This window comes from Streptomyces sp. NPDC048002 (genome assembly GCF_040653275.1).
Lineage (GTDB): Bacteria > Actinomycetota > Actinomycetes > Streptomycetales > Streptomycetaceae > Streptomyces.
Window position 1 is genome coordinate 26,031 of record NZ_JBEZNL010000019.1, and the last position, 26,195, is coordinate 52,225.

Below are 26,195 nucleotides of genomic sequence, written 5' to 3' on the forward strand. Positions count from 1 at the left end.
GTTCAGTGGTGTGAAGCCTCGCAGCGCATACATGACACCCTCTGTCAGGTATCTGGTTAGAGTTCCCGCATGCGCGCCGATCGGCTGGTCTCGCTGGTCCTCCTGCTGCGGCAGCACGGTCGGCTCTCGGCGACCGCGCTCGCCCGCGAGCTGGAGGTGTCCACCCGCACGGTGCTGCGTGACATCGAGGCCCTGTCCGCGGCAGGCGTCCCCGTCTACGCCGAACGCGGCCGCAACGGCGGCTTCGCCCTGCTCCCCGGCTTCGGAACCGAACTCACCGGACTCAACCACGACGAGGCACTCGCCCTGCTGGTCGCCGGATCACGGCGCGGCGCGCAGGTCTTCGGACTCGGCTCGGCGCTCGCCTCGGCCATGCGCAAGGTGGTCGACGCCCTGCCCGACAGCTACCGGGCCACCGCCGCCGGCGCGGCCCGGCGGCTGCTCGTCGACCCGGAGACCGACCTCCTCGCGCGCCGGCTCGATGCCGACGAGATACCCGACTCCGCGGTGGCGGAGGTGCGGCGCGCGGTCTTCGCGGGCCACAGGCTGCGCATCCACTACGCGGCGGTGGACCAGCCCCCGAAGTGGCGGACGGTGGACCCGATCGGGCTGGTCACGGTACGCGGCCAGGGGTATCTGCTGGCCACCCGGTCCGGCGCGGACCGTACCTACCGGCTGTCCCGGATCCGGGCCGCCGAGGAACTCGACGAACCGGCCCGGCGACCGGAGCGGGTCGACCTGGAGCGTGCCTGGCGCCGGCGCAGCACGCAGTTCCGGAGCAGCGGCGACCAAGTCACCGTGCTGGTACGGATCGACGCGTCCCGTCGAGCGGAGCTGGCGGGCACCGCGCTGACCGTACGCGCAGAGGAGACCGAACCGGACGGCCGCCTGCGGCTGCGAGTGACCTTTCAGGACGCGAGACACGCCGACTGGGCCCTGTGGAACCTCGGCGCGGACGCGGTGGTACTGGCCCCGGGGTGGCTGCGGGACCAACTCCTTCACAGGGCAGCGGAGTTGGTTGCCCGCTACGCGCCCCCGCCGGGGACCTGGGTCACGCCGGGTCCCGGGACGGCTCCTCGCCCACCGAGTCCAGATACGCCCGCCATCCCCCGTACGACGTGATCTCGCGCGCCCCGCGCACCGCCTCGGGCTCGCACAGGAAGCCCGTCACGAGGGTGCCGTCGGCGAGTTCGACCGTGCCCAGGGTCATCGGGCGGGGCAGGCCCGCCAGGAGCGTGCCCAGGCCCTCGGCGGGCAGGCGCCACACCTCGGCCTCGATCGCGGCGCCGCCCTCGGTGGCGCGGACCAGGCCGGGCTTGGGCGGGACGGTTTCCAGGGCGTACAGCCGGTACTCGGACGCCGTGGTGGTGGAGGACTCCAGACGGGCGCCCAGGGCCAGGAGCTGGTGGTTGAGCGGCCGGCCGGTGAGGTGCGCGCCGACGACCGCCAGTGGGAGCTGCGGAGTGGTGAGCAGCCCGGCGATACGGGCCAGGCGGTCGTCGGTGTGGGCGGCGCCGATGAGCATCACGCCGAACGGCAGGCCGTCCACCGGGCCGGCCGGTACGGCGACCGCCGCGAGGTCGAAGAGGTTGGTTGAGTTGGTGAAGCGGCCCAGCCGGGCGTTGGCGCCCAGTGGGTCGGCGGCGACCTCGGCGAGGGTCGGGTGTCCCGGAGTCGTCGGCAGGAGCAGGGCGTCCGCGTCGCCGAGCGAGGCCAGGGCGCGGGCGCGCAGGGCGGCGAGGTGCCGTTGGTCGGTGAAGAGACGGTGGGCCGGGATGTCGCGGGCCCGGGAGATGATCCCGGCGACGGTCGGGTCCAGGCCGGGTGAGCCGGCGTGCGCGTCGACGAAGGCGCCGACGGCCGCGTAGCGCTCGGCGACGAACGCGCCGTCATAGAGCATGGCGGCCGCCTCCGTGAAGGGGGCGAGGTCGACGGGGAGCAACTCCGCGCCCGCGTCGGCGAGCCGCCGGGCCGCCGCGTCGAACGCCTGCGCCCAGCCCGGGTCGAGCGGGCCGAGCGCGTCCGCGTCGGGCACGGCGATCCGCCAGGGGCCCGGACGGCGAGCGGGCGTCGCCGAGTGCACCGGATCCGCGATGAGGCCCAGCGCCCGTTCCGCCTCCGGCAGGGTCCGGGCGAACACCGTGACACAGTCGAGGGAGGCGCAGGCGGGGACCACGCCCTCGGTCGGCACCAGCCCGATGGTCGGTTTGATGCCGACGATGCCGTTGAACGCGGCCGGGACCCGGCCCGAGCCCGCCGTGTCCGTTCCGAGCGCGAGGTCGGCGATGCCGAGCGCCACGGCGACCGCCGAGCCGGACGAGGAGCCGCCGGAGATCCGGTCGGGGTCGACGGCGTTGCGGACGGCCCCGTAGGGGCTGCGGGTGCCGACCAGGCCGGTGGCGAACTGGTCGAGGTTGGTGGAGCCGAGGACGACCGCGCCGGCCGCCCGCAGCCGGGCCACGGCGGGCGCGTCGGCCTCCGGCGGGTAGGCGTACCCGGGACAGCCCGCGGTGGTCGCCAGCCCGGCCACGTCGATGTTGCCCTTGACCGCGACGACCGTGCCGGCCAGCGGCAGCCGGGCGCCGGCCGCCACCTTCGCGTCGACCTCGGCGGCCTCCGCCTCCGCCTCGGCCCGCGGACGCAGCGAGATCCACACCTCGGGCCGGTCCACCTGTTCGATGCGGTCGTGGGCGGCACGCACCCGTGCCACGGCGCTGCTCATACCGTCGCCTCCAAGGGCTCGGCGGGCGCGAGGACGACGAGCGCGGTACCCGCCTCGACCTGGCTGCCCGGCTGGGTGAGGACCGCCGCGACGACGCCGTCGGCGGGGGCCGGAACCCGGGACTCCATCTTCATCGCCTCCAGGGCGAGCAACTGCTGACCCGCCGACACCCGGTCACCCTTCTCGACGTTGACCTGCCAGACGGAGGCCGTGAACTCGGCCTCCACCAGCTGCCCGCCCTCGGGAACCTCGACGTCCACGACCGGCGGGGCGACCACCTCGACGGCCTCGGCGCGGGCGAACTCCCCGGCCGCCTCCCAGGCGTCGCGCTCCGCGCCGAACGCGGTCCCCTGCCGGGCCCGGAACTCCGCGATCGCCCCGGCGTTGTCGTCGAGGAAGCGCCGGTACTCGGCGAGCGAGAAGGTGCCCTCCTCGATCCTCGGCACGAACCGCCCGGAGACGATGTCCGCGCGCAGCCGCAGGAGTTCGTCCGCCTCGACCGGGTACCAGCGGATCCGGTCGAAGAAGCGCAGCAGCCACGGCCTGCCGGGCTCGAACGCGCCCCGCTGCTGCCAGCCCGACCACACCTGGGTGGTGCGGCCCACGAACTGGTAGCCGCCGGGCCCCTCCATGCCGTAGACGCACAGGTAGGCGCCGCCGATGCCGACGGAGTTCTCCGCGGTCCAGGTGCGGGCCGGGTTGTACTTGGTGGTGACCAGCCGGTGCCGGGGATCCAGCGGGGTGGCCACCGGGGCGCCGAGGTACACGTCGCCCAGGCCCAGGACGAGGTACTCGGCGTCGAACACGGTCCGGTACACCTCGTCCACCGTGTCCAGGCCGTTGACCCGGCGGATGAACTCGATGTTCCACGGGCACCAGGGCGCGTCGTCCCGCACGCCCGCCATGTAGCGGGCGATGGCCTCCCGGGTCGCCGGGTCGTCCCAGGAGAGCGGCAGGTGCACGGTCCGGCTCGGCACCACCAGCTCGTCGGTGGCGGGCAGTTGCTCCTCCACCCGGCGGGCGACGGCCAGCAGCCGCTCCTGCGGCAGGACATCGGGGTCCGTCTGCACCTGGAGGGAGCGGATGCCCGGCGTCAGGTCGGTGATGCCGTCGAGGCCCAGTGCCGCCAGCGCCTCCGCGAGCGCGTGGATCCGCATCCGCAGGGCCAGGTCGAGCTGCATGGGCCCGTACTCGATCAGCAGGTTGTCGTCACCGCTGCGCCGGTACGTGACCGAGGGGCGTCCCGCACTCTCGTCGAGCCGGGCGAGGACCCCGCCGTCGACGATCCCCTCCCGGTCGGCGCGGGGCGCGCCGGCCGGGTCCCGCCGGAGTGCGGCGGCGGTCGTGGCGGTCACGGGCACGAAGCGGACGGTGTCGCCGGGGCGGAGCTGGCCGAGCTTCCAGCGCTGTCCCTTGACCACGGTCGCCGGGCAGACGAAGCCGCCGAGCGAGGGCCCGTCCGGTCCGAGCAGGACGGGCATGTCGCCGGTGTAGTCGACGGCGCCGACCGAGTACGGGGTGTCGTGGATGTTCGACGGGTGCAGGCCCGCCTCGCCGCCGTCGGAGCGCGCCCAGCGCGGGCGGGGGCCGACCAGGCGGACGCCGGTGCGCGCCGAGTTGAAGTGCACCTTCCAGGCGGCGGCGTAGAAGTCGTGGATGTCGTCCTCGGTGAAGAACTCCGGTGCGGCGTGCGGGCCTTCGACGGCGCCGAGGTGCCACTCCGCGCCGAAGGCAGGCCGGCGGCCGATCGGTACGACCGACGTGCCGGTGCGCCGCTCGCCGCCGTGCAGGACGTCCCCGGCGCGCAGGGCGCGACCTCCGTGCCCGCCGAACCGGCCGAGCGTGAAGGTGGCCGCGCTGCCGAGGAAGCCGGGGACGTCGAGGCCGCCGGCGACGAGCACGTACGTCCGCAGGCCGTGCCGCTCCGGCGCCGCGACGGCCAGGACCTGACCGGCGGCGACGGTGAACGGCTCCCACTGCGTGACGGTCGCACCGTCGACCGTCACGGTGGCGGGCGCGCCGGTGACACAGACCGTCGTCGGGTGCGTGAAGCGCAGGGACGGTCCCTGGAGGGTGCATTCGAGCCCCGGCGCGCCCTCGGGGTTGCCGAGCGCGGTGTTGCCCAGCCGGAACGACAGGTCGTCCATCGGCCCGCAGGGCGGGACGCCGACCTGCCAGTGGCCGGTGCGGCCCGGCCAGTCCTGCACGGTGGTCAGGGTGCCGGGCGCGACGACCTCGATGCGCGGGGTCGGGTCGGTGAGGGTGGCGAGGGAGGCGGTGCAGTGGGCGGCGCGGCGCACGGCCGGGTCGCGGAGCGCGGCGCGCACCAGGCCGAGGTTGGTCTCGATGCCGTCCAGCCGGGTCTCGGCGAGTGCCGCGTCCAGCCGGTCCAGGGCGTCGGCGCGGTCCCTGCCGTGGGCGACGACCTTGGCGAGCATCGGGTCGTAGGAGGTGGTGACCTCGGTGCCGGTCTCGACCCAGGTGTCGACGCGGACGTCCTCGGGGAAGGCGACGCGGGTCAGCAGTCCCGAGCTGGGGCGGTGGTCGCGTGAGGGGTCCTCGGCGTAGACGCGGGCCTCCACGGCGTGGCCGCTCGGGACGGGCGGCTCGGTGACGATCTCGGTCTCGCCCTGGGCGAGGCGCAGCATCCACTCGACCAGGTCGACGCCGTAGATCGCCTCGGTGACCGGGTGTTCGACCTGGAGGCGGGTGTTGACCTCCAGGAAGTACGCCTCCTCGCGGGCGGCGTCGTACACGAACTCGACCGTGCCGGCGGAGCGGTAGGCGACCGAGGCACACAAGTCCCGCGCCGCGCAGGCGAGTCGGTGGCGTATCGCGTCGGGGAGGCCGGGTGCGGGCGCCTCCTCCAGCACCTTCTGGTTGCGGCGCTGGAGCGAGCAGTCGCGGTCGCCGAAGGTGACCACCCGGCCCTCGCCGTCGCCGAAGACCTGGACCTCGACATGGCGGGCCGACTCCACCAGCCGCTCCAGGAAGACGCCGGCCGAGGAGAACGACGCGGCGGCCACGCGCTGCACCCGCTCCCAGGCGTCGGCGAGGCCGGCGGCGTCGTGACAGGCCTGCATGCCGATGCCGCCGCCCCCGCCGGTCGCCTTGAGCATCACCGGATAGCCGACCTCCTCGGCCGCCGCCAGCGCCGCGGTCACGTCGGGCAGCAGTCCGGTGCCCGGGGCGAGGGGCACCCCGGCGGCCAGCGCGGCGGCGCGCGCGGTGTGCTTGGCGCCGAACAGGTCCAGCTGCTCGGGCGTGGGGCCGACGAAGACCAGGCCCGCGTCGGCGCAGCGGCGGGCGAAACCGGCGTCCTCGGAGAGGAATCCGTAGCCGGGGTGGACGGCGCCCGCCCCGGTGTCCTTCGCGGCCCTCAGGACCAGGTCGGCGTCGAGGTAGGACTCCTTGGCGGGCGCCGGGCCGAGCCGGACGGCCTCGTCGGTGAGGCGTACGTGGTCGGCACCCCGGTCGGCGTCGGAGTACACCGCGACGGTGCGCAGGCCGAGCCGGCGGGCGGTGCGGATGATCCGCGAGGCGATCTCGCCGCGGTTGGCGATCAGCAGCGTGTCGAACGTCATCGGGTTCGGCTCCCGTCCGGCTCGGTGATCGTCATGCGCAGGGCGGTCGGGTCGAACCCGTTGCAGGGGTTGTTGATCTGGGGGCAGTTGGAGAGCAGGCAGAGCACGTCGGTCTCGGCGCGCAGGACGACCTTCAGGCCGGGGGCGGAGATGCCGTCGACGATGCCGAGGGTGCCGTCCGCCTCGACTGGCACGTTCATGTACCAGTTGATGTTGGAGACCAGATCGCGTTTGCCGAGCCGGTGCCGGGCGCCCTCGGCGAGGAAGTTCTCCACGCAGGCGTGCTGCGACCAGGTGTGGTGCCCGTAGCGCAGGGTGTTGGACTCCTTGGAGCAGGCGCCGCCGAGGGTGTCGTGGCGGCCGCAGGTGTCCTCGACGACCGTCATCAGCGGGGTGTGCTCGCAGGACATCAGGACCGAGCCGGTGGTCAGGAAGACGTTCCCCTGCGCCTGGAGGGTGTCGGGGGCGCTGTAGCGCACGGAGGTGTCGTGGGCGTCGTAGACGAGGAAGTCCGCGGCCTGGTTGCCGTGCAGGTCGGTGACGGTGAGCAGCTGGCCCCGGCGGACCACGGCGGACCAGGCGGCGCGGGCGGGGACGATGTCGTCCGAGACGACCCGCGCGGTGGTGGCGGTGACGGCGGTCATGCGGTCCCCCTGGCGGTGAGGTGCTCGGCGGTGTTGAGGAAGGCGCGGCGGCCTTCGGGGGTGGCGTCCCAGAGCGGGTCGCCGGGAGCGGTGGGGCGGGCCCGGTGGGCGAGGACTTCCAGCGGGCCGCACACGTACTCGGGGCGTGGGTCCAGCGGGTGCGGCACGTTGGCGATCAGGACGGTCAGCGTCTGTTCGGCGCGCAGGGTGACGGAGGCGCCGGCGCCCGCGGAGCCGGTGAACTCGGTGGTGCCGTCGGCGGTGACCCGTACGCCCTGGAAGAAGGAGACCGAGGGCGGCAGGTCCCGGGGGCCGAGGCCGTTCTTCAGCGCGGCCAGCTTCAGCAGTTCGCGGCCGGCCGGGGAGGCCGACTGCGGGGTGCCGTCGCCGTAGCGGGCGGTGTTGCGGACGAGGGTGGAGGTGCCGGTGAGGGCGTCGTGGCGCCCGGAGTCGTCGCGGACGAGCGAGGCGAGGACCCGGCCCTGGTCGGACAGGAGGAGGTGCCCCTCGCCGAGGTAGGCGTTCCACAGGACCTTGACGGTGTCGGCGGTGTTGAGCCGTTCCCACGGGCGGTCCGCGCAGTACAGCAGGACATGGGCGCAGGCGTCGCCGGTCGGGTCGGTCAGGCGGAGTTCGGTGCCGCGGGCGAGGACGCAGTGGGTGTAGCCGCCGCCCGCCACGGTCTCGGCCCACACCAGGAGTCGGGCGTCCACGCCCTCGGGAGGTGTGGGCCAGGCGCTCGCCGGGACCACGGGCATGGTGTCGGACGTTGTGCCGTCCTGGGCGCGGGCGTGGTCGCGCGCACCCTGGGCCGACGCTGTAGCTGACGCAGCCGCCACGGATCAACCTCCGGCTCGGAGTAGTTTCTGTCGTTCGACAGAAATTAGGCGCGGGGCAAGTCGCGGCCATTGCCCGGACGTTTCACGGGAGTAACCGCGGCCTCACCGCGGCGGAGCGGCCGGAGGCTGCGGGGCGGGACCGTGCGAGGATCAAGGGATGAGCCAGCGCACCAGCAGAAGAGTCGGCCGCCCCCGCGCGCAGGACCGCCCCGCCAGCGGTCTCGAACCGCGCGACGAGGTGCTGGCCGCCGCTGCCGAGCTGTTCACCACGCACGGCTACACCGCGACCTCCACCCGGGCGGTCGCCGAACGGGCGGGGCTGCGGCAGGCGTCGCTCTACCACTACTTCGACGGCAAGGAGGCGATCCTGGCGGCCCTGCTGGAAGGGACGGTGCGCCCCTCGCTGGAGGTCGCCCGCACCCTGGTCGCGCGCACCGGGGCCGGCCCGGAGGCCCGCCTGTGGGCGCTGTGCCACTCCGACGTCCTGCTGCTGTGCAGCGGCCCCCACAACCTGGGCGCCCTCTACCTCCTGCCCGAGGTGCAGGCGGAGTCCTTCGCGGACTTCCACCGCATCCGCGCGGAACTGAAAGCGTGCTACGGGGAGTTGATCGCGGAGATCGGACCGGACGCGAGCCCGCCGGTGGACGGCACCGCGGACGGCGACGCGCTCGCACTCGTCACGGACCTCGTCTTCGGTCTCACCGAGAGCGTGATCCTCATCCGCCGCTCCGACCCCGACCGCGACCCCCGTACCCTCGCCGCAGCGACCGCCGACGCTGCCCTGCGGGTCGCGGGCGTGCCCCGGCGCTCCCAGGCACGGCTGCGCCGCGAGGCGGAGGAACTCCTCGCGGCGCGGGCGTGACGGACGGCCGGGGCGGTCAGGTCCCCACGGCCGCTCCGGCCGACGCGCCGGACCCGGCGCCCATGGCCCTGGTGCGCCGCCGGAGGAACACCGCACCGCCCAGCAGCGCGGTGCCCACGAAGAGCACCGTGAACCACTGGAAGTACCAGTGACCCCCCGCCGGGTCGTACACCGCGGCACGCGGCCAGGACAGGTTGACCACCATGAACAGCCCGTAGAGGACCGCCAGTACGTTCACGGGCAGGCCCCAGCGGCCGAGGGAGAACAGCGGGCGGCCCAGCTCGTCGCGGCCCTCCCCGTCCGCCGTCGGCCACTCCCCGCGCAGCCTGCGGACCAGCATCGGACCGGTGACTCCCGCGTAGGCCAGGTACAGCATGGCGATACAGGTGGTGCCGATGGCCAGGAACGCCTCCGGCGAGGCCAGGTTGAGCAGGGTCAGGGCGGCCGCCAGGACACCGACGACCAGCGAGGAGGCGACGGGCATCCCGGTGCGCGGTGAGACCTTCGCCAGCCGCGCCGAGCACGGCATCATGCCGTCCCGGGCCATCGAGAACAGCATCCGGGAGCCCGCCGTCTGGATGGCCAGCGTGGCCACCACGATGGCCAGCGCCACGTCGGCGAGCAGTGCCTTGCCGACCCCGTCGCCCAGGCTGCTGGTCAGGACGTAGCTGAGGCCCTCCGTCGCGAGCCGCCCGTCCGTCAGGCTGGGCGCGGCGAGGACTCCGCCGAGCACCAGCAGTCCGCCCAGCACACCGGCCGCGGCCAGCGCGCCGAGGATGGTCCGCGGGGCGGTACGGCGCGGGTGGTGCGTCTCCTCGCTCATCTCACCGGCGCTGTCGAAGCCGATCAGGACGTACGCCGCGGTGAAGGAACCGATGAGCAGGGCGGCCATGCCGTCGTGGCCGCCGGTGGTGAGGGTGACCCCGCCGCCGTGCTCGGTGTGCGTGAACAGCAGCACCACGATCAGGGCCGCGCCGATGATCTCGGCGGTGACGCCCACCCGGTTCACCACGGACATGACCCGGTTGTCCAGGGCGTTCACCAGCGTGGTCACCGCCAGCAGCGCGATGCCGAGGACCGCCGCGTTGGCGGCGCCGGTCGCGGTGGTGGGCGTAGGGTCGCCGCCGACCAGCTGGAACCCGGACCAGATCGGGGGCAGTACGACCTGGAGCGCCAGGGCCGCCGCCGCGGTCACCACGACCTGGCCGATCACCATGATCCAGCCCGTGAACCAGCCGAACACCGGGCCGCTCAGCCGGGTCGACCACTGGTAGATCGCCCCCGAGATCGGGTAGCGGGCGGCGAGTTCGGCGAAGCACGCGGCGACCAGCAGCTGGCCGGCGAGGACGACCGGCCAGGCCCAGACGAAGAGCGGCCCGCCGAACGCGTAACCGAGGGCGAAGAACTGGAAGACGGTGGTGAGGACGGAGATGAACGAGAACCCGGCGGCGAAGGACGCGTAGCGCCCCATCTGCCGCCGCAGTTCCTGGCGGTAGCCGAAGGCGGCGAGCGAGGCGTCGTCGGGGGAGCCCGGCGAGCCGGTGGCGGGAGGCGGGATGGAATCGGTGGTCGCGGTCATGGGAGGTCCTCTGTCGCGGAGGGAGACGCCGTGTCCGTGCGTAATTCCTGTCGAGCGACAGAAATTAGGGATGTGCGGTTTCCGACGCATGTCACAGCGGTGTCCCCGCCGTTAGTGACTGCTCTCGCGTCACGACAGTGCATGCTGGGGGCGGAGTTGCGTGCCGTCGGCGGTGAGGCCGGCCAGGCGCGGGGAACCGACCACGGGGGTGGAACGGATGAAGCACGTGCCGAGGAGACTCCGGCGCGCGGCCGGAGCGGCGGTGTCGGCGGTACTGCTGGCCACGGCCTGCACCGCGGAGAAGGCCGAAGACGGTGCCGAGGGCAAGGGCGGGACCACGGAGCGACCCGCCGCCGGACAGGGCGGCACCGAGGACGATCCCGAGCCGGCGCCCGCGCCGACCGTGGAGGCCGACCCGGCCAAGGTGCCGCGCACCGACGACGCGGCCCGGAAACTGATCCGCCAGGTGATCGCGGGTCCCGAACTCTTCGCCGCCGGGACGCGGCGCGCCGACCCCTACGAGAGCGACCCGGAGACCTGGTCGGTCCTCGACGACAGCTGCGTCTGGCGCCGCGAACCCCTTCCCGAGGCCGTACTCGCCACCCTCACCCGGCACTTCGTGCTCCCGGCGGCCGGGGACAAGGGGCCGGTACGGATGACCGTCACCGTCACCGTGCACCCGGAGACCGCCGACGCGGCCTGGGAACAGGCCGGAATGCTTGAGGAGGCGCTCAGCTGCACCGAACAGACCCTCAGCGAGGGCAGGAAGCTGACGGGCCTGTTCTCCAACGCCTCCGTCTGGGGGGAGGCGGGCAACAACTACGCGGAGGACTCCCTGTTCGAGATGGGCAGTTGCACCGGCCCCACCGAGGGCGGGCCCTACCCGTACCAGTACCAGCAGGCCACCTTCGGGCCCGTGGTGGTCTCGATGTCGGCCTGCGCGGGTGAGGGCTGGGAGGCGAGGGAACTCCTCCAGGAGGTGAACGGGCCCGTGCCGCGGATGCTGCTGCGGGCCGAGACGAGGATAGGCCGCCCCGTCGACGGCACGGGCTCGAAGGCCGACCCCGCCGACGGCACGGGCTCGAATGCCGACCCCGCCGCGCTCTCCGCACCGGCGACGTTCCGTGGCCCGGCCCCGCTGTCCGCACCGGCGACGCTCCGTGGCCCGGCCCCGCTGTCCGCACCGGCGACGCCCAGTAACCCCGCCGCGCTCTCCGCACCGGCGACGCCCCGCCACCCCGCCGCCGCGACGGAGGGCCTGTGATGGAGCGCCTGCTGCCCTCGGACCCCTCCCACCTCGGTGGAAACCGCCTGCTCGGACGGCTCGGCGCGGGCGGGATGGGCGTCGTGTACCTGGCCCGCACCCCGGCCGGAGAGCTGGCCGCCGTCAAGGTCATCCAGCCCGAGTACGCCCAACAGCCCGAGTTCCGCGCCCGGTTCGCCCGCGAGGTGGCCGCCGCGAGCGGTGTGCACGGACCCTGGGTGGCCCGCGTCCTCGCCGCCGACCCGGACGCCCCCGCACCCTGGCTGGCCTCGGCCTTCGTCCCCGGACCCTCGCTCGCCGAGGCCGTGGCCACCTACGGCGCGCTGCCACCCGGCGCCGTGCGGAACCTGGGCGCGGTCCTCGCGCGGGCCCTGCACGCCGTGCACGGCGCGGGCCTCGTGCACCGGGACGTCAAGCCCGGCAACGTCCTCCTCGCCCTGGACGGACCGCGCCTGATCGACTTCGGCATCGCGCGCGCCACCGACGACCGGACCGCCCTGACCGCGACCGGCCTGGTCGTCGGCTCCCCGGGCTTCCTCTCGCCCGAACAGGCGCGCGGGCAGCAGGTCACCCCCGCGAGCGACCTCTTCTCCCTGGGCTGCGTCCTCGCCTACGCGGCCACCGGACGCCCGCCGTTCGGCCTCGGCGACAGCGGCGCCCTGCTCTACCGCACCGTCCACTACGCGCCCGACCTGCACGGCATCGACGACGCCCCGCTGCGCGCGTTCCTGGAGAGCTGCCTGGCCAAGGACCCCGTGGCCCGCCCGTCCGCCGCCCAGGCCGACGCGGTCCTCGCACCCGGCGGCGCGGCCTCCGACATCCACTGGCTGCCGGACTCCGTGGTCCGGATGATCGCCGACCGCGCCGCCGCCCTGCTGGCCCTGCCGGGAGTCGAGGCCACCCTCTCCGCCCCCGCCCTCCGCACGCCCGGCCGCCGACGCGCGCTGACCCTGGCGGCCGGCGCCGCACTCCTCGCGGCGGGCGGCGGCGCGGGCGCCTGGGCACTCCTGCGCGACGACACGGACGCCACCGGACGGGTGAGCGCCGAACGGCAATGGCTGCTCGGCGTCCAGGCCGACCTGTCGGGCCCGGCGAAAGCGGCGGGACGGGAGCAGGAACGGGCCGCCCGGCTGGCCGTGGCCGAGCACAACGCCCGCGCGGACAGGCCCTTCGAACTGGCCCTGCGGGTGGAGGACGACGGCGGCAACCTCAAGCGGGCCCGCGCCGCGGCGCGACGGCTCACCGGGGACCGGGACATGTTCGCCGTGATCGGCCCGACCGCCGCGCCCACGGCACCCGTCGTCGACCTGTACGAGAACGCCGGGCTCCCCCTGATGGCCGTCTCCGAACTGTCCATCGGCGCCATGTCGACGGCGCTGACACGCAGCCCCCAGCACTACTTCCGGGCCGCGCCCCTGAACAGCTACACCGCGTTCGGCGTGGTCCTGGCCCTCACCCGGCAGCGGGCGGGGCACCTGGGCATGGTCATCGACCGGGCCGGAAGGATCAGCGGCTGGGAACCCGCCCAGATGATGCACGGACCCGCCGGCATCGCCGAACTGCGGGTCACCCACCGAGTCGTGCCCGCCTCCGTCAGCGACGGCACACCGGTCCTGCGCGACCTGCTCGCCCGGGGCGCCGACAGCGTCTACTACTCGGGCACCCCCGAACGCGCCGCCGAAGTCGCCCGGTACCTGCACGCCAAGCGCTTCGACGGGCCGCGCTTCCTCGACCCCTGCTCGGCCGGGGAGGCGTTCCTCGCGGCGGCGGGCGAGGCGGCGGAAGGCTGGCAGGCCGTGCTCTGCTGCTCCGACCCGGCCGCCGACCGCGCCTTCGCCACCGCGTACCGGCGCAGCCACGGCAGCGAGCCGGGCCTGTGGGCGGTGGAGACGTACGACGCGGTCCGGCTCGTCATCGACCGGCTCACCGCGCTCGCCGGAACCGGCGCCCGCCGCCCCTCCCGGGACGCGCTCACCGAGGCCCTCGGCGAGGCGGACTACCGGGGCATCGCGGGCACGTACTCCTTCGACGAACGCCGCTGGCTCAACGCCGAGAACGTGTACCTCTACCGTGTGCGCGACGGCCGCTTCCGGTACACCGAGCCGCTCACGGTCGAGGGAGTCTGAGCCGAGGCATGCAGGCGCTACGAGGGGAAGACCCCGCGGAGATCGGCGGGCACACACTGCTGGCCCGCCTCGGCGCGGGCGGCATGGGCGTCGTGTACCTGGCCCGCACCGGAGCCGGCGAACTGGTCGCCCTGAAGGTCATCCGCGCGGAACACGCCGCCGACCCGGCCTTCCGAGCCCGGTTCCGCCGGGAGGCCGCCCTCGCCGGACGGCTCACCGGACGCTGGACGGTGGCGGTGCGCGCGGCCGACGCCGAGGCCCGGGAACCCTGGCTCACCACCGAGTTCGTGGCGGGCCCGGCACTCTCGGAGGCGGTGACCGTGTGCGGCCCGCTGCCCCCCGCCTCGGTACTCACCCTCGGCGCACGGCTCGCCGAGGCCCTCACCGAGGTCCACGCGACGGGCCTGGTGCACCGGGACGTGAAGCCGGGCAACCTGCTGCTCACCCGGGACGGCCCGCGCCTGATCGACTTCGGCATCGCCCGGGGCGCCGGAGCGACCGCGCTCACCTCGGCGGACACCGTCGTCGGCACCCCCGGCTACCTCTCCCCGGAACAGACCCGGCAGTACGGAGACGAGGTGGGCCCGCCGAGCGACATGTTCTCCCTTGGCTGCGTGCTGGCCTACGCCGTCTCCGGGCGCCCGCCCTTCGGCGGCGGCGACGCGCTCGCCGTGCTGTACCGCACGGTCCACGAGGACCCCGACCTCGACGGAATCCGCCAACTCCCGCCGCCCGCACGGGACATCGTCACGCGCTGCCTGTCCCGCGACGCCGCAGTCCGGCCCACGGCCGACGAGGTCGCGGCGGTCCTGGCGGCGGCCCGGCCCACCCCCGACCCGCGTCGACTGCACGGCTGGGGCACACCTGAGGACACCTCCGGGGAGGGCGCCACCGACTGGCTCCCGCCCGGGGTGCTGCGCCTGATAGCCGACCGCGCGGCCCGCGCCCTCGACCCACCACCGCGCGCTGCGCAGGCCCCGGGACCTGAGGCTGCTCCGGCCGCCCCCACCCTCCCGGCCCCGGACGCCGGCCGTCCCGCCACCACACGCCGACGGCTGCTGCTGGCCGGCGGGGCTGGTGCGGCGCTGCTCGCAGTGTCGGGCACGGCCGCGGCGGTGTACCTCAACCGCCGTCCCGCCACGGCCCCGGACACCCGCCCCCTGTACACCCTCGGCCTCCACGCCGACGCCACGGGCACCGGCAGGGCGACCGGGGAGGCGACCCGCCGGGGCGCGCTGCTCGCGGTGGAGGCCCACAACTCCCGTACGGACACACCGTTCAGGCTCGCCCTGCGCACCGCCGACGACGGCGGCCGGGCGAACCGGGCAGGCGCGGCGGCGCGCGCACTGCTGTCCGGCACTGCCCCCGTGACCGCGGTGATCGGCCCCATGTCCGAGGCGACCCTGACCGCCGCCGAACCGCTCTACACGGCGGCCGGGACGGCGATGGTGCTGGTGTCCTGCGACGGCGGGGCCCTCTCCCCGCTGGTGAAGCCCACCCTGTGCGTCACCCGGGCGACCGTGGCGATGCAGACCTTGCCGGTGCTCCACTATCTGACGGCTGTGCGCTCGGTGGACCGGGTGGCCGTGGTGCGGGACCTCGCGGGCGGCGCGGTCGCCGAGGGCCTGGCCCGGGATCTCCTGGAATCACCGCCCTCGGAGGGCACGACGACGGTCCACGACCTCGAAGCCGACGACGCCGACGAGAAGGCCGTCGCGACCGCAGTGGCCGCCGCACTGGCCGAGACCCCCGGCGCGGTGGTGTACGCCGGCACCTCGCCCCGGCGCGCGGCGCGGGTCGCCCGGCACCTGGCCGAGGCGCGTTTCGAGGGAGCGAGGGCGACGGTCGAGCAGGTCATGGACCCGGTGTTCCTGAGCGAGGCGAGGGAGGGCGCCGAGGGCTGGGTGCTCGGCGCCTCCCGGACCACCGCGACCACGGAGGACTCGGGACCCGCCGCCCGGTTCGCCGCCGCCCACCGCAAGCGGTTCGGCGCCCAGCCGGCCCCCTGGGCGGCCGAGGCGTACGACGCCGTGGGCCTGACCGCCCAGACCCTGGCCGGACTGGTCGGCCAGGGCACGGTCGGCCGGGGCGCCCTCGCCGAGGCGCTGTTCCGCCAGCGCTACGAGGGCATCGCCAAGACGATCAGCTTCGATCCGAGAACCCGCCTGCTGGAGATGGACGACACGAGCTTCCTCTACGAAGTCCGCGACGGGTCCTTCGCGTTCCTCGGGCGGTACGGCCAGGTGACCTGAGACCGTCAGGGCTTGATGCGCACCACCTGGGGGTCGTGGTCGGACGCCTGGTCGGCGAACTCGCTGTTGATGTGCACCACGTCGTACCGGACGTGCTGCCGCTTCAGCCCCGGGCCGACCAGGATGTGGTCCAGCACCTGGGAGTTGCCCTGGTAGACGTACGAATAGCGCTCGGACGCGGGCAGTTCGTTCACCAGGGAGCGCAACACCCCGCCCTGGGTGAGGGTGTTGAGCGCGGGGGAGAACTGGTAGTCGTTGAAGTCGCCGAGCGCGACCACCCGGGCGCCCGGGTCCGCGGCGAGCAGTTCGGCGACGAAGGCCCGCTCCGCCTCGGCCTGCTTGCCTCGCTGCGTCTCCGAGCTGCGCGTCGGCGCCTGGAAGCGGCTGTCGAGGCCCTGGTCGCCGCCCTTGCTGTTGAAGTGGTTGGCGATCACGAAGACCGGCTTGTTCCGGAAGCTGAACTGCCCCACCAGCGGCTTGCGGCTCGAGTTCCACGCCTCGTTGCCGGGGTCGATGCGCGCCGGCGAGGCCGTCAGCTTCGTACGCTTGCCGGTGCCGGTGACGCCCACCGCGGTGGTGGCGTCGCCGCCGGGTATGTCGGTGAAGGAGACCCGGCACGGGTTGAACAGGAACACCTGGCGGATGTTGCCGCCGGGCTCGCCGCCGTCCTTGCCGTTCTCCGGGTCGACGGAGCGCCAGTCGTAGACCGGGCCGCCGGCCGCCTCGATGGCCTCGATGAATTTGGTGACGGTGGCGTCGGCGGCGACCGTGCCGTCGTTGACGGCGCCGTTGTTGTCCTGGATCTCCTCCAGGGCCAGGATGTCGGGCGAGCGCAGGTTGGTGACCACACCGGCCGCGAGCGCGGCGAACTTCTCGTCCGCGTCACCCGGGTCGAGGTTCTCCACGTTGTACGTGGCGATGCTCAGTTCGCCGGGCAGGGCCCGCCCGGTGACCTCCCGGCGCAGGCCGCCCGCTTCGTGGGCGCCGAGCCGCGTCGCCGCCAGGGTGTAGCCGCCGAACTGGTTGTAGTCCAGCGGGCCCGTGGTGGCGCCGGTGAGCCGGTCACCGACGTCGGCGACCGGGAAGTCGGCGGACGCGCCCAGGGACTGGATCATGATGCGGCCGGGGTTGGGCCGGTCGTAGCCGAGGTAGACGACACCGCCGCGGGCCGAACGGGCGTCCTGCTCACGGGCGTTCACCCACAGCTCGTGGTACTGGTCGGTGGCCTGCACCACCGGCACCTCCGCGACCTCGACGTTCATGCCCTCCAGCGACTCGTACAGGTCGAGGGCGTAGGTGCCGGGCTGCAAGGTCAGGGCCTCGATCGAGGCGCCGCCCGCGTCCGGGGCGTACCCGGCCGGGATGTTCGAGCCGTCCAGGACGACCGGCGCGGGCACCGGGTTGTCCGAGGAGACCACGGTGACCTGGGGGTTGGTCAGTTCGGTGAGGGACTGCGAGCCGCCCGAGGAGTTCGGGTAGTACTCGGTCACCTTGCCCGTGACCAGCACCGAGTCGCCGACCTTCACGGTGGGTTCGGAGCTTCCGGTGTACACGAAGACGCCCTCGCTGGTGGCCGGGTCGGCGTCCGGGTTCGGGTCCTGGATCCAGAAGCCCCTGGAGCCGTACGTGCGCACACCGGTGACGATGCCGGGGATGCCCGCGACGGTCTTCCCCGCCGAGGGCGAGAGCCGGGTGGTGCCCTGGAGGTCGTGGACGCGCAGGGTGCCGGGCTCGGTGGGGCCGCCGCCGGAGCCGCCCTCGGGGGCCTCGCCGGCCGCGTTGACCGGGCTGGGCTCGCCCGCCCGGAGGTCGGCGGCGTTGTCGTCGGTGTCGGCGAGGGACGCGGCGCGCGCGACGGAGGCCGTGTTGGAGGCACCGGTGACCGGTCCCGTGCCCTCGCGGACCACGGCGGTGCCGAAGCCCACCAGGTCAACGATGCGCGGGTCGGCGGCGCAGTCCGCCGCGGTCTTGCACGTCAGCGCTTCGGTGCCGTCGACCAGGGCGACGGTGCCGGTGGTCGCCGAGAGCGCGAGGCTGCCGGAGGCGTCGGCGGTGGGCAGGTCCAGGGTGCCGCCCGCGCCGGCCGCCTCGGCGATCAGGTAGCGGCCGCCGGCGGCGACCGCGCCGCTCAGCGCGGTGACCCCCCACCGGCTGGAGGCGCTGGGACTGCCCGGCAGGTACTGCACGCTGTAGCCGCTCAGCCCGAAGGCCGCCCCGGACGGGTTGCCCAGCTCGATGAAGTCGTTCTTCAGCGTGGCACCGGAGTTGCCGCCACCGCCGTACACCTCGGCGATGACCGCGCCGGTGGACGGTACCGCCACCGCGCCGGGCAGGGGAACGAGCACCAGCGAGGCGGTGACCGCCGCGGGCAGGCAGGCGCGCAGCAGCGTACGGCGGGCGAGGCGGGTGGAGTGGGGTCTTGGCACCGTTGCGGCGCTCCTTCACGGCAGGACAGAGCCCGGCCACCGCACCGGCGCCGGGACATGAGGGGTCGTCAGTTCGAGGTCTTCGGCAGACGACGCCGACGGGCGCCCTGCGCGGATCCGGATGTGAAGATACGCGCGTAGAAGATGGCGGGACAAGAGTCCGGGCGTGAACTCCTGGTAACCGCTCTGGTCTTGCCGGTGACGGTCGCCCGCGATGTGTTCCCCCGGGCCCTCGTACCGCACAACGCCCCCTCACTGGGCGGCGATCCGCACCACTCCGGTGATCGTGCCCTGGTAGACGACACCTCCCGGCGCGAGCGAACCGACCATCTGGAGCGTGTCGTAGAGGGAGGAGAGCCCGAGGTACTGGGACCGGGTGACGGCTCCGGTGCCGGGGTCGATCTGCGTGTAGTAGTAGGGGTCGAGGAGCGAGGTGGAGTCGCTGCCGGGCAGGACCGAGCCGCGTACGACGGTGTGGATCCGGCCGTCCGCGGTGGACAGCCGGGGCACGGCGGAGGAGCGCACCTCGGTCTCCCACTTCAGGTCGCATCCGTCGCCGTCGGCGCGGACGTCGACGCGGGTGAGCCCGCCGGTGAAGTCCGCGGCGGCGGGGACGCTGGCTCCGGCGCTCTCCGGCACGGCGGGGTAGGGGTAGCCGTAGGTGCTCGCCACGAACACCGAACGCCCGGCGCCGATCGGGGAGTTCTCGCTCCCGCTGCCGCCGGAGGCGAGCACCGGGACCGAGCAGACCTGGGCCCCGGTGTCGGACCGGTACACGAGGAGGTTCACGGTGGGGGAGGCGTTGTCCACGACGGTGACGTAGTCGCCGCCGTCACCGGGGCCGAAGAACGTCGGGGTCGATCCGGTGCCGTGGCTGAGCTGTCCGGGCTTGCGGGCGGCGCCCCGGTCGTAGGTCCGGCGCCAGGAGACCGCGGGGGTGCCGTCCGTACGGGCGGTGAGGAGATAGGTCGCGTGGGTGGTGGCGACGGCGGTTCCGGCGGGCGAGGTGGAGATGGAGTTCTCGACCCGCTCACCCGAGGGAAGGGCGAGGGTGCGCACGGCGCCGGTCGTCTCGTCGGCCGTGCCGACCACCCCGCCGCCGGTGGCGAACCACACCCGGCCCTCCCAGTCGGGGGAGAGCCCGGTGACCGCGTCGCCCTCGGGGACGGCCGCGGCGAGGGACAGGGACCGGTCGACGTACAGCTCCCACGCCCCGTCCGCCTTCCTGCGGTGGGCGATGCGCAGCAGTTGGTTGTCGCCGTCGACCACGACGAGCCGGTCCCGGTGGTCGAGGTAGGCGTACACGCCGCCGAGCAACGACCCCTTGGCGATGGACAGTTGGGTCAGGGATTCGCCGGTCGCCGGGTCCAGGAGGTGCGCGGTGGGGACGCGGGTGAAGATCGGCGTGCACAGCGCCACCGGGATGCCGTCGGAGCCCACCAGGATCGTCGGGCACGCCGACTGAAGGGCGATCCGCCGGGAGGTCAGGGGCCCGGCACCCGGTCCGGGCAGGGGAGTGACGTCGGAGGAGCCGGTGTCGCCGTGCAGGGTCGCCGTTCCGTCGGGCCCGGCGTACGGATTGTGCGGCGGCAAAGGGCCGTACGGGTCCGCCGTGGCGTGCGCCGGGGCGAGCGGGGCGGCGAGCAGCAGCGAACCGGCGGCGGCGAGTACGGCGGCACGGGACAGCCGGAAGGAGGGCATGCGAACGGGTCCTCTCGGGAGGAAGGAGGGCGTGCGGGAGGGCACGGAGGTGCGCGGGAGGCACTACGGCACGTGCGTCGGGTCACGGATGTACGCACCGTGCGGCGGCCGTGCCGGATCGGGCGCTGTCAGACAGTGGTGCGGCGACAGAGCGCCGAGCACGCGTAGGCCAGGTCGACATGGAGTCGACGGCTCAGATACGCATGATCACCCATGGCGGACAGTGTGCAGTCCCGTCAGGTACTCGACAAGTCCCGTCTCGCCCGCCGGACACTCCTCGGCGGACCCCTCAGCGCCCGGCCCTGCCCCGCGCCACGACGGCGGCCCCTACCGCCGCGGCGAGGCCGAACCCCGCGGCGGTGCGCAGGAGTCGGCCGCCCCCGGTCCCGGTGAACGCCCCGGCGTGCTCCGCGGCGAAGTCCTCGACGGTCCGCGCGGGCCGGCCGGTCAGGTCACGGACCGTGGTGCTGACCGTCGCCCCCGCGCCGGAGCGGAACAGCTCGGCCATGTCGAGCAGGTGTGCCACCTCCCAGTCTGGCCGTCCCTGGCGCCGCAGCACCCTCGCGGCCAGTCCGGCAGGCGTGCTGACGTAACGGACCCGCCGCCCGGTCGCCCGGCTGAGGACCGCGGCCAGCTCCGGGTAGTCGAACGCGCGGGGTCCGGTGATGTCGTACACGCGGTCCTGGTGGCCCTCGCCCGTCAGCACCTCGGCGGCGACGGCGGCGATGTCCCGCGCGTCGACCATGGCGATCGGCGCGCGGTCCATCGGCGCCGCGAGCAGACCGAGCCGTGCGACCGTCGGCGCGGCGGTCTCCAGCAGGTTCTGCATGAAGAACCCGGGGCGCAGGAAGGTGAAGGGCACCCCCGACTCCTCGATGCGGTGCTCGGTCAGCCAGTGCTGACGGCCGGTCTCCGCCGGGCCGCCGGGGGAGACCGAGGGCGCGATGCCGGACACCTTCACCAGGTGCCCGACGCCGGCCCGGAGCGCGGCGTCGACGGCGTTGCCCTGGAGTTCCGCCTGCCGCGGGTCCTGGGCGGACAGGAGGAACACCCGGTCGACGCCCCGCATCGCCCGGTCGAGAGAGGCGCCGTCGGCGAGGTCGCCGCCCACCGGCTCGGCGCCCAGCTCCCGGAACGCGGTCGCTTTCGCCGGGTCCCGTACGAGCGCCCGGACCGGCGCGCCCATCGCGAGGAGCCTGCGGACGACCTCGCCGCCGATCCTTCCGGTGGCCCCGATGACGAGGATCATGAGCGTCCCGCCTTCCTGATGGTTCGTGCGGGTGACGGACCGGACGGGCCGTGCACCAGTGATCTGTACAGTTCGGTCGCGCTGTCGAGGCCGCGGAGGTCCGGCAGCGCGAACACGACGCGGTCGGGGCGCACGACGGCGACATCGCCGCCGTGCCGGGCGAAGAAGGCGACCGCGTGTCCGTCGAGATCCTCGACGGCTGCGGTGCCCGGTTCGCAGGCGCTCCACCGGTGTCCCGGGCGGACGACGGAGACGAACCCGGCGCCGAGCGACGCCCACAGCTCGCGGTCCGCCCGGCTCAGATGGACCTGCGGGTCGACTCCGTTGCCGATGAGGGCCCAGCCGCCCCCGATCACGTCGTCGAGAGGCCGCAGACGTCCCTCGGGGGTGCGGACCGTCGGCTGGGGGAAGGCGTGTCCCGTGCCGGAGCGGCGCCGGGAGGTGTCGAACGCGCCCCGGGAGTAACGGAGTTCGGGCTTGAAGCGCCCCTCCGTGAAGTAGGGCAGGTGCGCGGCCCGACTCAGAGCGGTGTCCCGCACCGCGGCGAGGCGGCGGTGCCGGGTCTGGACCAGGGCGCCGGAGAGACGTGTCAGCCGGGTCATCCGGGCGACGTGCGGGCGTCTCTCCCGTTCGTAGGTGTCGAGCAGCGAGGGGTCGGCCCGGTCGGTGATCACGGCGGCCAGCTTCCAGGCCAGGTTGTGGGCGTCGCGCAGACCCGAGCTGAGGCCCTGCCCCGCGAACGGCGGCATGAGGTGGGCGGCGTCCCCCGCCAGCAGCACCCGCCCCGATCGCCAGCGCTCCGCGGCGCGGGCGTGGAAGGTGTAGACGACATGCCGCAGGAGCGTGACCCGGTCGGGGTCGACCCACGGCGAGATCAGCCGCCGGGCGCTCTCCGCCGTGGCGAGTTCCGCGTGGTCCTCGCCCGGCAGGACCATGAACTCCCAGCGGTGGTGCGCCCCGGGCAGCGGCAGCGTCACCCCGGGCCGGTCCGGGTCGCCGAGGAACTGGAACGAGGGGATCTCCTTCAGGGGTGTCTCCAGCGCGGCGTCGACAACGAGCCAGGGCTGGTCGTAAGTGGACCCGGTGAAGGCGATGGAGCACAGGCCGCGCACGGTGCTGCGGCCCCCGTCGCAGGCCACGAGCCAGCGTGCCCGGACCGAGGTCTGCCGGCCGCGGTCGCCCTCGCGCGCCCACACGGTCACCCGGTCGCCCTCCTCGTGGACCCCCTCGACCCGGGCGCCCCGGACGACCGTGACGTGGGGGTACCGCGCGACCCCCTCGTGGAGCACGCGTTCGAGGTCGGGCTGGTAGAAGAACGCGAGCCGTTCGAAACCGTTCCGCCCGCCGGCGAACCGCACGGTCGCCAGCGGGGCGCCGCGGACGGAGCGGAACTGTGCGCTCTGGCCCAGGTCGAGGTGGGGGAGGAGGGCGTCGGCCAGTCCCGCCGCCTGGAAGACGCGCAGCACCTCGTCGTCGGTGGAGCCCGCGCGCGGGACGGTGTGCGGCCGGAGGTCGCGCTCCAGCACGGTCGTCCGGATCCCGGCCCGGCCCAGGAGGTTCGCGAGCATCGCGCCCACCGGCCCGTAGCCGACGATCACCACATCCGTGTCCCGCGGGGCCTCGGGGCCAGCTGTGAGCAGCATGAAATTCCTTCGAGCGCCGTTCGTCATACGAATGATGCACTTCTCAAGATTGAGGATATCCTCAGTTAACTTGCCGTCAAGGGGTTCCGGATCACCGCGGCGGCGCCCGCTCCGGCCGCGCGCGGGACACGCCGTCGGATGGTCTATCCGGCTCGTTCAAGGATGATCAGGTCATAGCGTGACGAATATGAAGAAATTTCGTTTCGCCTCCTTGGCGTGCACCGCAGCGGTCTTCGGCGCGGGGATCGGGGCGGCCCCGCCGACCGCCGCCGACCACATGACGCACGTGGTCCGCCCGGGGGAGTCGATCCAGGCGGCGGTGGACGCCGCCAAGTCGGGCGACACCGTTCTGCTGACCGCCGGCACGTTCTACGAGAGCGTGAAGGTGAGCACCCCGGGGCTGACGCTGCGCGGCATGGGACGCCTCACCGTGATCAAGCCCGTGCCCGGCACGGCCCCCGCGGCCACCCCGTCCTCCGCGGAGTCCACGGCCTCGACGGCCCCCGCCACCTGCGCCGAGGGCGGCAACGGCGTCTGCGTGATCGGGACCAGGAACCGTTACGTCGAGAACGTCACCGTCGCCTCCCTGACCGTCACCGGGTTCACCCGCGCGGGCGTCTTCTCCATGGGCACGGACCGGCTCACCGTGCGCAACGTCAGAGCCGTGCAGAACGGCCTGTGGGGCATCGCCCAGGAGCGCTCGGTCCGCGGGGTGATCCGCGACAACGTGGCCCGCGACAACGGCGACGCCGGAGTGTTCCTCGCCAACAGCATCAAGACCGAGCAGGGCGCGTCGGACACCCAGGGCACCCTGGTCGCCCGCAACCACCTGGCCGGCAACCGGATCGGGGTCACCGTCCGGCGGCTGCGCAACCTCACCGTCCAGGGCAACCACGTCACCGGCAACTGCGCCGGCGTGTTCGTCGTCGGCGACGAGAACAAGCCGAAGACCGGCGCCCTGACGGTCAGCGACAACCGCGTCGTCAGCAACAACAAGTCCTGCCCGGCCAACTCCCGTCTTGAGGCCCTCCAGGGCTCCGGCATCGTGGTCACCGGCGCCGAGGACACCCTGGTCACCCGGAACGTGGTCCGCGACAACGCGGGCGCGTCCTCCCTGTCCGGCGGCATCGTGCTGTTCAAGAGCTTCGTGGGCACCGCCAACGAGCGGAACCGCGTCAGCGGCAACACGCTCTCCGGCAACTCCCCGGCCGACCTCGTCAACACCGAGGCGGGCGGCGGCAACACGTTCGAAGGCAACTCCTGCCGGGCGTCGAAGCCCGCGGGCCTGTGCTGACCGACAGCGGTCACCGGTGAACCCGACGATGGAAGGTGACGCATGACCACCACCCAGACCGCTCCGGCGGAACGCACCACCCCGCCGCCGTCCATGCGGATGCGCGAACTCGTCTTCGGGGCGGCGTGCGCCGCGGCCGTCCGCGCGGCCGCACGGCTGGGCGTCGCCGACGCCCTCGGCGAGCGCCCGACGGCCGTGGAGGACCTCGCCGCGGCCGTGAAGACCGAGCCCAAGCCGCTGCGCCGGCTGCTGCGCGCCCTGTCCTGCTACGGCGTCTTCGCCGAGCAGCAGGACGGCACGTTCGCCCACACCGACATGTCCCGGCTGCTGCGCGAGGACGACCCGAACAGCCTGCGCGCCATCGCCCTGTGGTGCACCGAGCCGTGGACCTGGGACGCCTGGCCGAAGCTCGACGAGGCGGTCCGTACCGGCCGCAACGTCGTCGAGGACCTGTACGGCAAGGAGTTCTTCCCGTACCTCAACGAGGACGCCCCGGAATCGGCCGACGTATTCAACCGGGCCATGACGACCTCCAGCGTCCAGTCCGCGCGGGACGTCGCCGACTTCCTCGACCTGTCGGGCGCGAAGTCGGTCGCCGACATCGGCGGCGGCCAGGGGCACGTCGTGGCGAGCCTGCTGGAGAAGTACCCCTCGCTCCACGGCACCCTGCTCGACCTCCCGCGGGTCGTCGAGAACGCCGACCCGCGGCTGCGTCCGGGCGGCGCGCTCGCGGACCGGACGCGTCTGGTGCCCGGCGACTGCCGCGAGGCCGTTCCGTTCCGGGCCGACGTGTACATCATCAAGAACATCCTGGAGTGGGACGACGACAGCACGACCCGACTCCTGCGCAACGTCATCGAGGCGGGCGGCCGGGGAACCCGGATCGTGGTCATCGAGAACCTCGTCGACGACTCGCCGTCGATGCGCTTCAGCACAGCCATGGACCTGCTGCTGCTCCTCAACGTCGGCGGGGCCAAGCACACCACCGAGAGCATGGTCCGCCGGCTGACCGAAGCGGGCCTCGCCATCGACGACATCCGCCCCGTCAACCCCTACCTGCACGCCTTCGACTGCACCGTCACCGCGTGACCCGGTCCTCCCGGACCGCTCCCGCAGAACGCCGCCCGCCGGGCACGCTGACCTCGCGTGCCCGGCGGGCGGCGGTGCGACGGCTCGTTCAGGACGTGGCGTCCCGCTCCCAGAGGTAGAAGCGCTGAGCCATCGCGTCCTTCGGCGAACGCCAGGTCTCCGGGTCGTACGCGGTGACGTACGCCGACAGCCGGTCGCTGATGTCGCGGAACTCGGGATGCCCGGCCGCCTTCGCGATGGCGGCGCCGGGGTCCCGCTCGGACTCGATCAGGTGCAGGTACACGTCGCCGAACTGGAAGAGGCTGCGGCGGGCCACCCCGATGAGGTGGGGCAGCTCCCCCTGGTCCGACTCCCCGAACACCTTGGCGATGTCCGGAGCCGAACCCGGGGCCATCCGGGCGACGATCAGGGAGTGGTGCATCGTCCTGTCCTCCGTCCCGGTCACTCGGACAGCATCGGCGCGGGCCGGCGCTCCCGCGCGGCCTGTTCGATGCGGTCCCGGATCAGCGCCAGCTGAATCTTGGAGTTGCGGTTGATGTTGCCCGTCATCCAGTCGTCGTCGACCGGCGCGTCGGGCTTCATCGCGAAGTCCTGCGTCCACTCCATGCGCGTGCCTTCGAGGACCTTCTCGTAGCGCCACACGATGTTCATGTAGGCGAAGGGGCCGGTCTCGATACGGCGGGCCCGCACGGTGAGGGTGTCTCGGACCGGCTCCCGCTCCGAGACCCAGCTCCACACCTTGCCGTTGTCGTCGGGGTGCATGGTCAGCCGGAACGTGGTCCGGTTGCCCTCCTGGGAGAGGATCTCGGCGGAGGCGTACTCGCTGAACAGCCGCGGCCAGTTCGCGACGTCGTTGGTCATGTCCCAGACCAGGTCGACGGGCGCGGCGATGGTGATCTCGTTCTGCGTGTGTCCGGGCAT

18 protein-coding genes are annotated in these 26,195 nt (G+C 73.7%); 7 read left to right on the plus strand and 11 right to left on the minus strand.

Going from position 1 to position 26,195, the window contains the following annotated elements:
* Window positions 1-69: 69 nt before the first annotated feature.
* On the plus strand, window positions 70-1,122 hold the full coding sequence (locus tag AB0E07_RS22930) for a WYL domain-containing protein (protein ID WP_362255078.1): 1,053 nt from the start codon (window positions 70-72) through the stop codon (window positions 1,120-1,122).
* Here AB0E07_RS22930 and atzF read toward each other — a convergent pair.
* The 4 genes from atzF to AB0E07_RS22950 are packed head-to-tail and all read right to left on the minus strand — an operon-like array spanning window position 1,052 to window position 7,708.
* Window positions 1,052-2,722 carry an allophanate hydrolase gene (gene atzF / locus AB0E07_RS22935; protein WP_362255081.1) on the minus strand — a complete coding sequence of 557 codons (1,671 nt, stop codon included), beginning with the start codon at window positions 2,720-2,722 and terminating at the stop codon, window positions 1,052-1,054. The genes AB0E07_RS22930 and atzF overlap by 71 nt on opposite strands.
* The gene (uca, locus tag AB0E07_RS22940; protein WP_362255084.1) at window positions 2,719-6,306 is read right to left on the minus strand and encodes an urea carboxylase; all 3,588 of its coding nucleotides are present in this window, start codon (window positions 6,304-6,306) and stop codon (window positions 2,719-2,721) included. Before uca ends, atzF begins: the two co-directional genes overlap by 4 nt.
* Window positions 6,303-6,950, minus strand: a complete 648-nt coding sequence (locus AB0E07_RS22945) for an urea amidolyase associated protein UAAP2 (protein ID WP_362255088.1) — start codon at window positions 6,948-6,950, stop codon at window positions 6,303-6,305. The genes uca and AB0E07_RS22945 overlap by 4 nt, the downstream gene beginning before the upstream one ends.
* Entirely contained in the window at window positions 6,947-7,708 is a 762-nt protein-coding gene (locus tag AB0E07_RS22950; RefSeq protein ID WP_362255091.1) for an urea amidolyase associated protein UAAP1, read from the minus strand. The genes AB0E07_RS22945 and AB0E07_RS22950 overlap by 4 nt, the downstream gene beginning before the upstream one ends.
* A gap of 238 nt (window positions 7,709-7,946) precedes the next feature.
* Between AB0E07_RS22950 and AB0E07_RS22955 the strand changes: the two genes are divergently transcribed.
* Complete coding sequence (locus tag AB0E07_RS22955; RefSeq protein ID WP_362255094.1) at window positions 7,947-8,651, plus strand: helix-turn-helix domain-containing protein; 705 nt, start codon at window positions 7,947-7,949, stop codon at window positions 8,649-8,651.
* 16 nt (window positions 8,652-8,667) lie between these two features.
* On the opposite strand, the gene AB0E07_RS22960 is transcribed toward AB0E07_RS22955, so the two are convergent.
* A complete protein-coding gene (locus tag AB0E07_RS22960; RefSeq protein WP_362255097.1) occupies window positions 8,668-10,230 on the minus strand; it encodes an amino acid permease in 1,563 nt (520 codons plus the stop codon).
* A 226-nt stretch (window positions 10,231-10,456) separates the two neighbouring features.
* Between AB0E07_RS22960 and AB0E07_RS22965 the strand changes: the two genes are divergently transcribed.
* The 3 genes from AB0E07_RS22965 to AB0E07_RS22975 are packed head-to-tail and all read left to right on the plus strand — an operon-like array spanning window position 10,457 to window position 15,872.
* On the plus strand, window positions 10,457-11,494 hold the full coding sequence (locus AB0E07_RS22965) for a hypothetical protein (RefSeq protein WP_362255100.1): 1,038 nt from the start codon (window positions 10,457-10,459) through the stop codon (window positions 11,492-11,494).
* Window positions 11,494-13,620, plus strand: a complete 2,127-nt coding sequence (locus AB0E07_RS22970; RefSeq protein WP_362255103.1) for a bifunctional serine/threonine-protein kinase/ABC transporter substrate-binding protein — start codon at window positions 11,494-11,496, stop codon at window positions 13,618-13,620. Before AB0E07_RS22965 ends, AB0E07_RS22970 begins: the two co-directional genes overlap by 1 nt.
* A gap of 8 nt (window positions 13,621-13,628) precedes the next feature.
* Window positions 13,629-15,872 (plus strand): bifunctional serine/threonine-protein kinase/ABC transporter substrate-binding protein, encoded by a 2,244-nt coding sequence (locus AB0E07_RS22975; RefSeq protein ID WP_362255106.1) that lies wholly within the window; start codon window positions 13,629-13,631, stop codon window positions 15,870-15,872.
* A gap of 5 nt (window positions 15,873-15,877) precedes the next feature.
* Here AB0E07_RS22975 and AB0E07_RS22980 read toward each other — a convergent pair whose 3' ends face one another.
* The 4 genes from AB0E07_RS22980 to AB0E07_RS22995 all read right to left on the minus strand — a co-directional run bounded on the left by AB0E07_RS22980 (window position 15,878) and on the right by AB0E07_RS22995 (window position 22,891).
* A complete protein-coding gene (locus AB0E07_RS22980; RefSeq protein ID WP_362255367.1) occupies window positions 15,878-18,259 on the minus strand; it encodes an endonuclease/exonuclease/phosphatase family protein in 2,382 nt (793 codons plus the stop codon).
* A 291-nt stretch (window positions 18,260-18,550) separates the two neighbouring features.
* Complete coding sequence (locus tag AB0E07_RS22985; protein ID WP_362255109.1) at window positions 18,551-19,999, minus strand: hypothetical protein; 1,449 nt, start codon at window positions 19,997-19,999, stop codon at window positions 18,551-18,553.
* A 289-nt stretch (window positions 20,000-20,288) separates the two neighbouring features.
* Complete coding sequence (locus AB0E07_RS22990) at window positions 20,289-21,248, minus strand: SDR family oxidoreductase (protein ID WP_362255111.1); 960 nt, start codon at window positions 21,246-21,248, stop codon at window positions 20,289-20,291.
* On the minus strand, window positions 21,245-22,891 hold the full coding sequence (locus tag AB0E07_RS22995; protein ID WP_362255113.1) for a bifunctional 3-(3-hydroxy-phenyl)propionate/3-hydroxycinnamic acid hydroxylase: 1,647 nt from the start codon (window positions 22,889-22,891) through the stop codon (window positions 21,245-21,247). The genes AB0E07_RS22990 and AB0E07_RS22995 overlap by 4 nt, the downstream gene beginning before the upstream one ends.
* 187 nt (window positions 22,892-23,078) lie before the next feature.
* Between AB0E07_RS22995 and AB0E07_RS23000 the strand changes: the two genes are divergently transcribed.
* Both AB0E07_RS23000 and AB0E07_RS23005 read left to right on the plus strand, forming a co-directional pair.
* Window positions 23,079-24,185, plus strand: coding sequence for a right-handed parallel beta-helix repeat-containing protein (locus tag AB0E07_RS23000; RefSeq protein ID WP_362255116.1), 1,107 nt, complete (start codon window positions 23,079-23,081; stop codon window positions 24,183-24,185).
* Between the two features lie 42 nt (window positions 24,186-24,227).
* Window positions 24,228-25,274: a methyltransferase gene (locus AB0E07_RS23005; protein WP_362255119.1), complete on the plus strand. Its 1,047-nt coding sequence runs from the start codon at window positions 24,228-24,230 to the stop codon at window positions 25,272-25,274.
* An 88-nt stretch (window positions 25,275-25,362) separates the two neighbouring features.
* Here the strand turns inward: AB0E07_RS23005 and AB0E07_RS23010 are convergent, their stop codons facing one another.
* On the minus strand, window positions 25,363-25,695 hold the full coding sequence (locus AB0E07_RS23010) for a TcmI family type II polyketide cyclase (RefSeq protein WP_362255370.1): 333 nt from the start codon (window positions 25,693-25,695) through the stop codon (window positions 25,363-25,365).
* A 20-nt stretch (window positions 25,696-25,715) separates the two neighbouring features.
* Complete coding sequence (locus AB0E07_RS23015) at window positions 25,716-26,195, minus strand: SRPBCC family protein (RefSeq protein ID WP_362255122.1); 480 nt, start codon at window positions 26,193-26,195, stop codon at window positions 25,716-25,718.

Excerpts from the sequence above, each read along its gene's own strand:
- AB0E07_RS22930 (WP_362255078.1), top strand. The coding sequence starts at position 70 with ATGCGCGCCGATCGGCTGGTCTCGCTGGTCCTCCTGCTGCGGCAGCAC.
- atzF (WP_362255081.1), bottom strand. The coding sequence starts at position 2,722 with ATGAGCAGCGCCGTGGCACGGGTGCGTGCCGCCCACGACCGCATCGAA.
- uca (WP_362255084.1), bottom strand. The coding sequence starts at position 6,306 with ATGACGTTCGACACGCTGCTGATCGCCAACCGCGGCGAGATCGCCTCG.
- AB0E07_RS22945 (WP_362255088.1), bottom strand. The coding sequence starts at position 6,950 with ATGACCGCCGTCACCGCCACCACCGCGCGGGTCGTCTCGGACGACATC.
- AB0E07_RS22950 (WP_362255091.1), bottom strand. The coding sequence starts at position 7,708 with ATGCCCGTGGTCCCGGCGAGCGCCTGGCCCACACCTCCCGAGGGCGTG.
- AB0E07_RS22955 (WP_362255094.1), top strand. The coding sequence starts at position 7,947 with ATGAGCCAGCGCACCAGCAGAAGAGTCGGCCGCCCCCGCGCGCAGGAC.
- AB0E07_RS22960 (WP_362255097.1), bottom strand. The coding sequence starts at position 10,230 with ATGACCGCGACCACCGATTCCATCCCGCCTCCCGCCACCGGCTCGCCG.
- AB0E07_RS22970 (WP_362255103.1), top strand. The coding sequence starts at position 11,494 with ATGGAGCGCCTGCTGCCCTCGGACCCCTCCCACCTCGGTGGAAACCGC.
- AB0E07_RS22975 (WP_362255106.1), top strand. The coding sequence starts at position 13,629 with ATGCAGGCGCTACGAGGGGAAGACCCCGCGGAGATCGGCGGGCACACA.
- AB0E07_RS22985 (WP_362255109.1), bottom strand. The coding sequence starts at position 19,999 with ATGCCCTCCTTCCGGCTGTCCCGTGCCGCCGTACTCGCCGCCGCCGGT.
- AB0E07_RS22990 (WP_362255111.1), bottom strand. The coding sequence starts at position 21,248 with ATGATCCTCGTCATCGGGGCCACCGGAAGGATCGGCGGCGAGGTCGTC.
- AB0E07_RS22995 (WP_362255113.1), bottom strand. The coding sequence starts at position 22,891 with ATGCTGCTCACAGCTGGCCCCGAGGCCCCGCGGGACACGGATGTGGTG.
- AB0E07_RS23000 (WP_362255116.1), top strand. The coding sequence starts at position 23,079 with ATGAAGAAATTTCGTTTCGCCTCCTTGGCGTGCACCGCAGCGGTCTTC.
- AB0E07_RS23005 (WP_362255119.1), top strand. The coding sequence starts at position 24,228 with ATGACCACCACCCAGACCGCTCCGGCGGAACGCACCACCCCGCCGCCG.
- AB0E07_RS23010 (WP_362255370.1), bottom strand. The coding sequence starts at position 25,695 with ATGCACCACTCCCTGATCGTCGCCCGGATGGCCCCGGGTTCGGCTCCG.
- AB0E07_RS23015 (WP_362255122.1), bottom strand. The coding sequence starts at position 26,195 with ATGCCCGGACACACGCAGAACGAGATCACCATCGCCGCGCCCGTCGAC.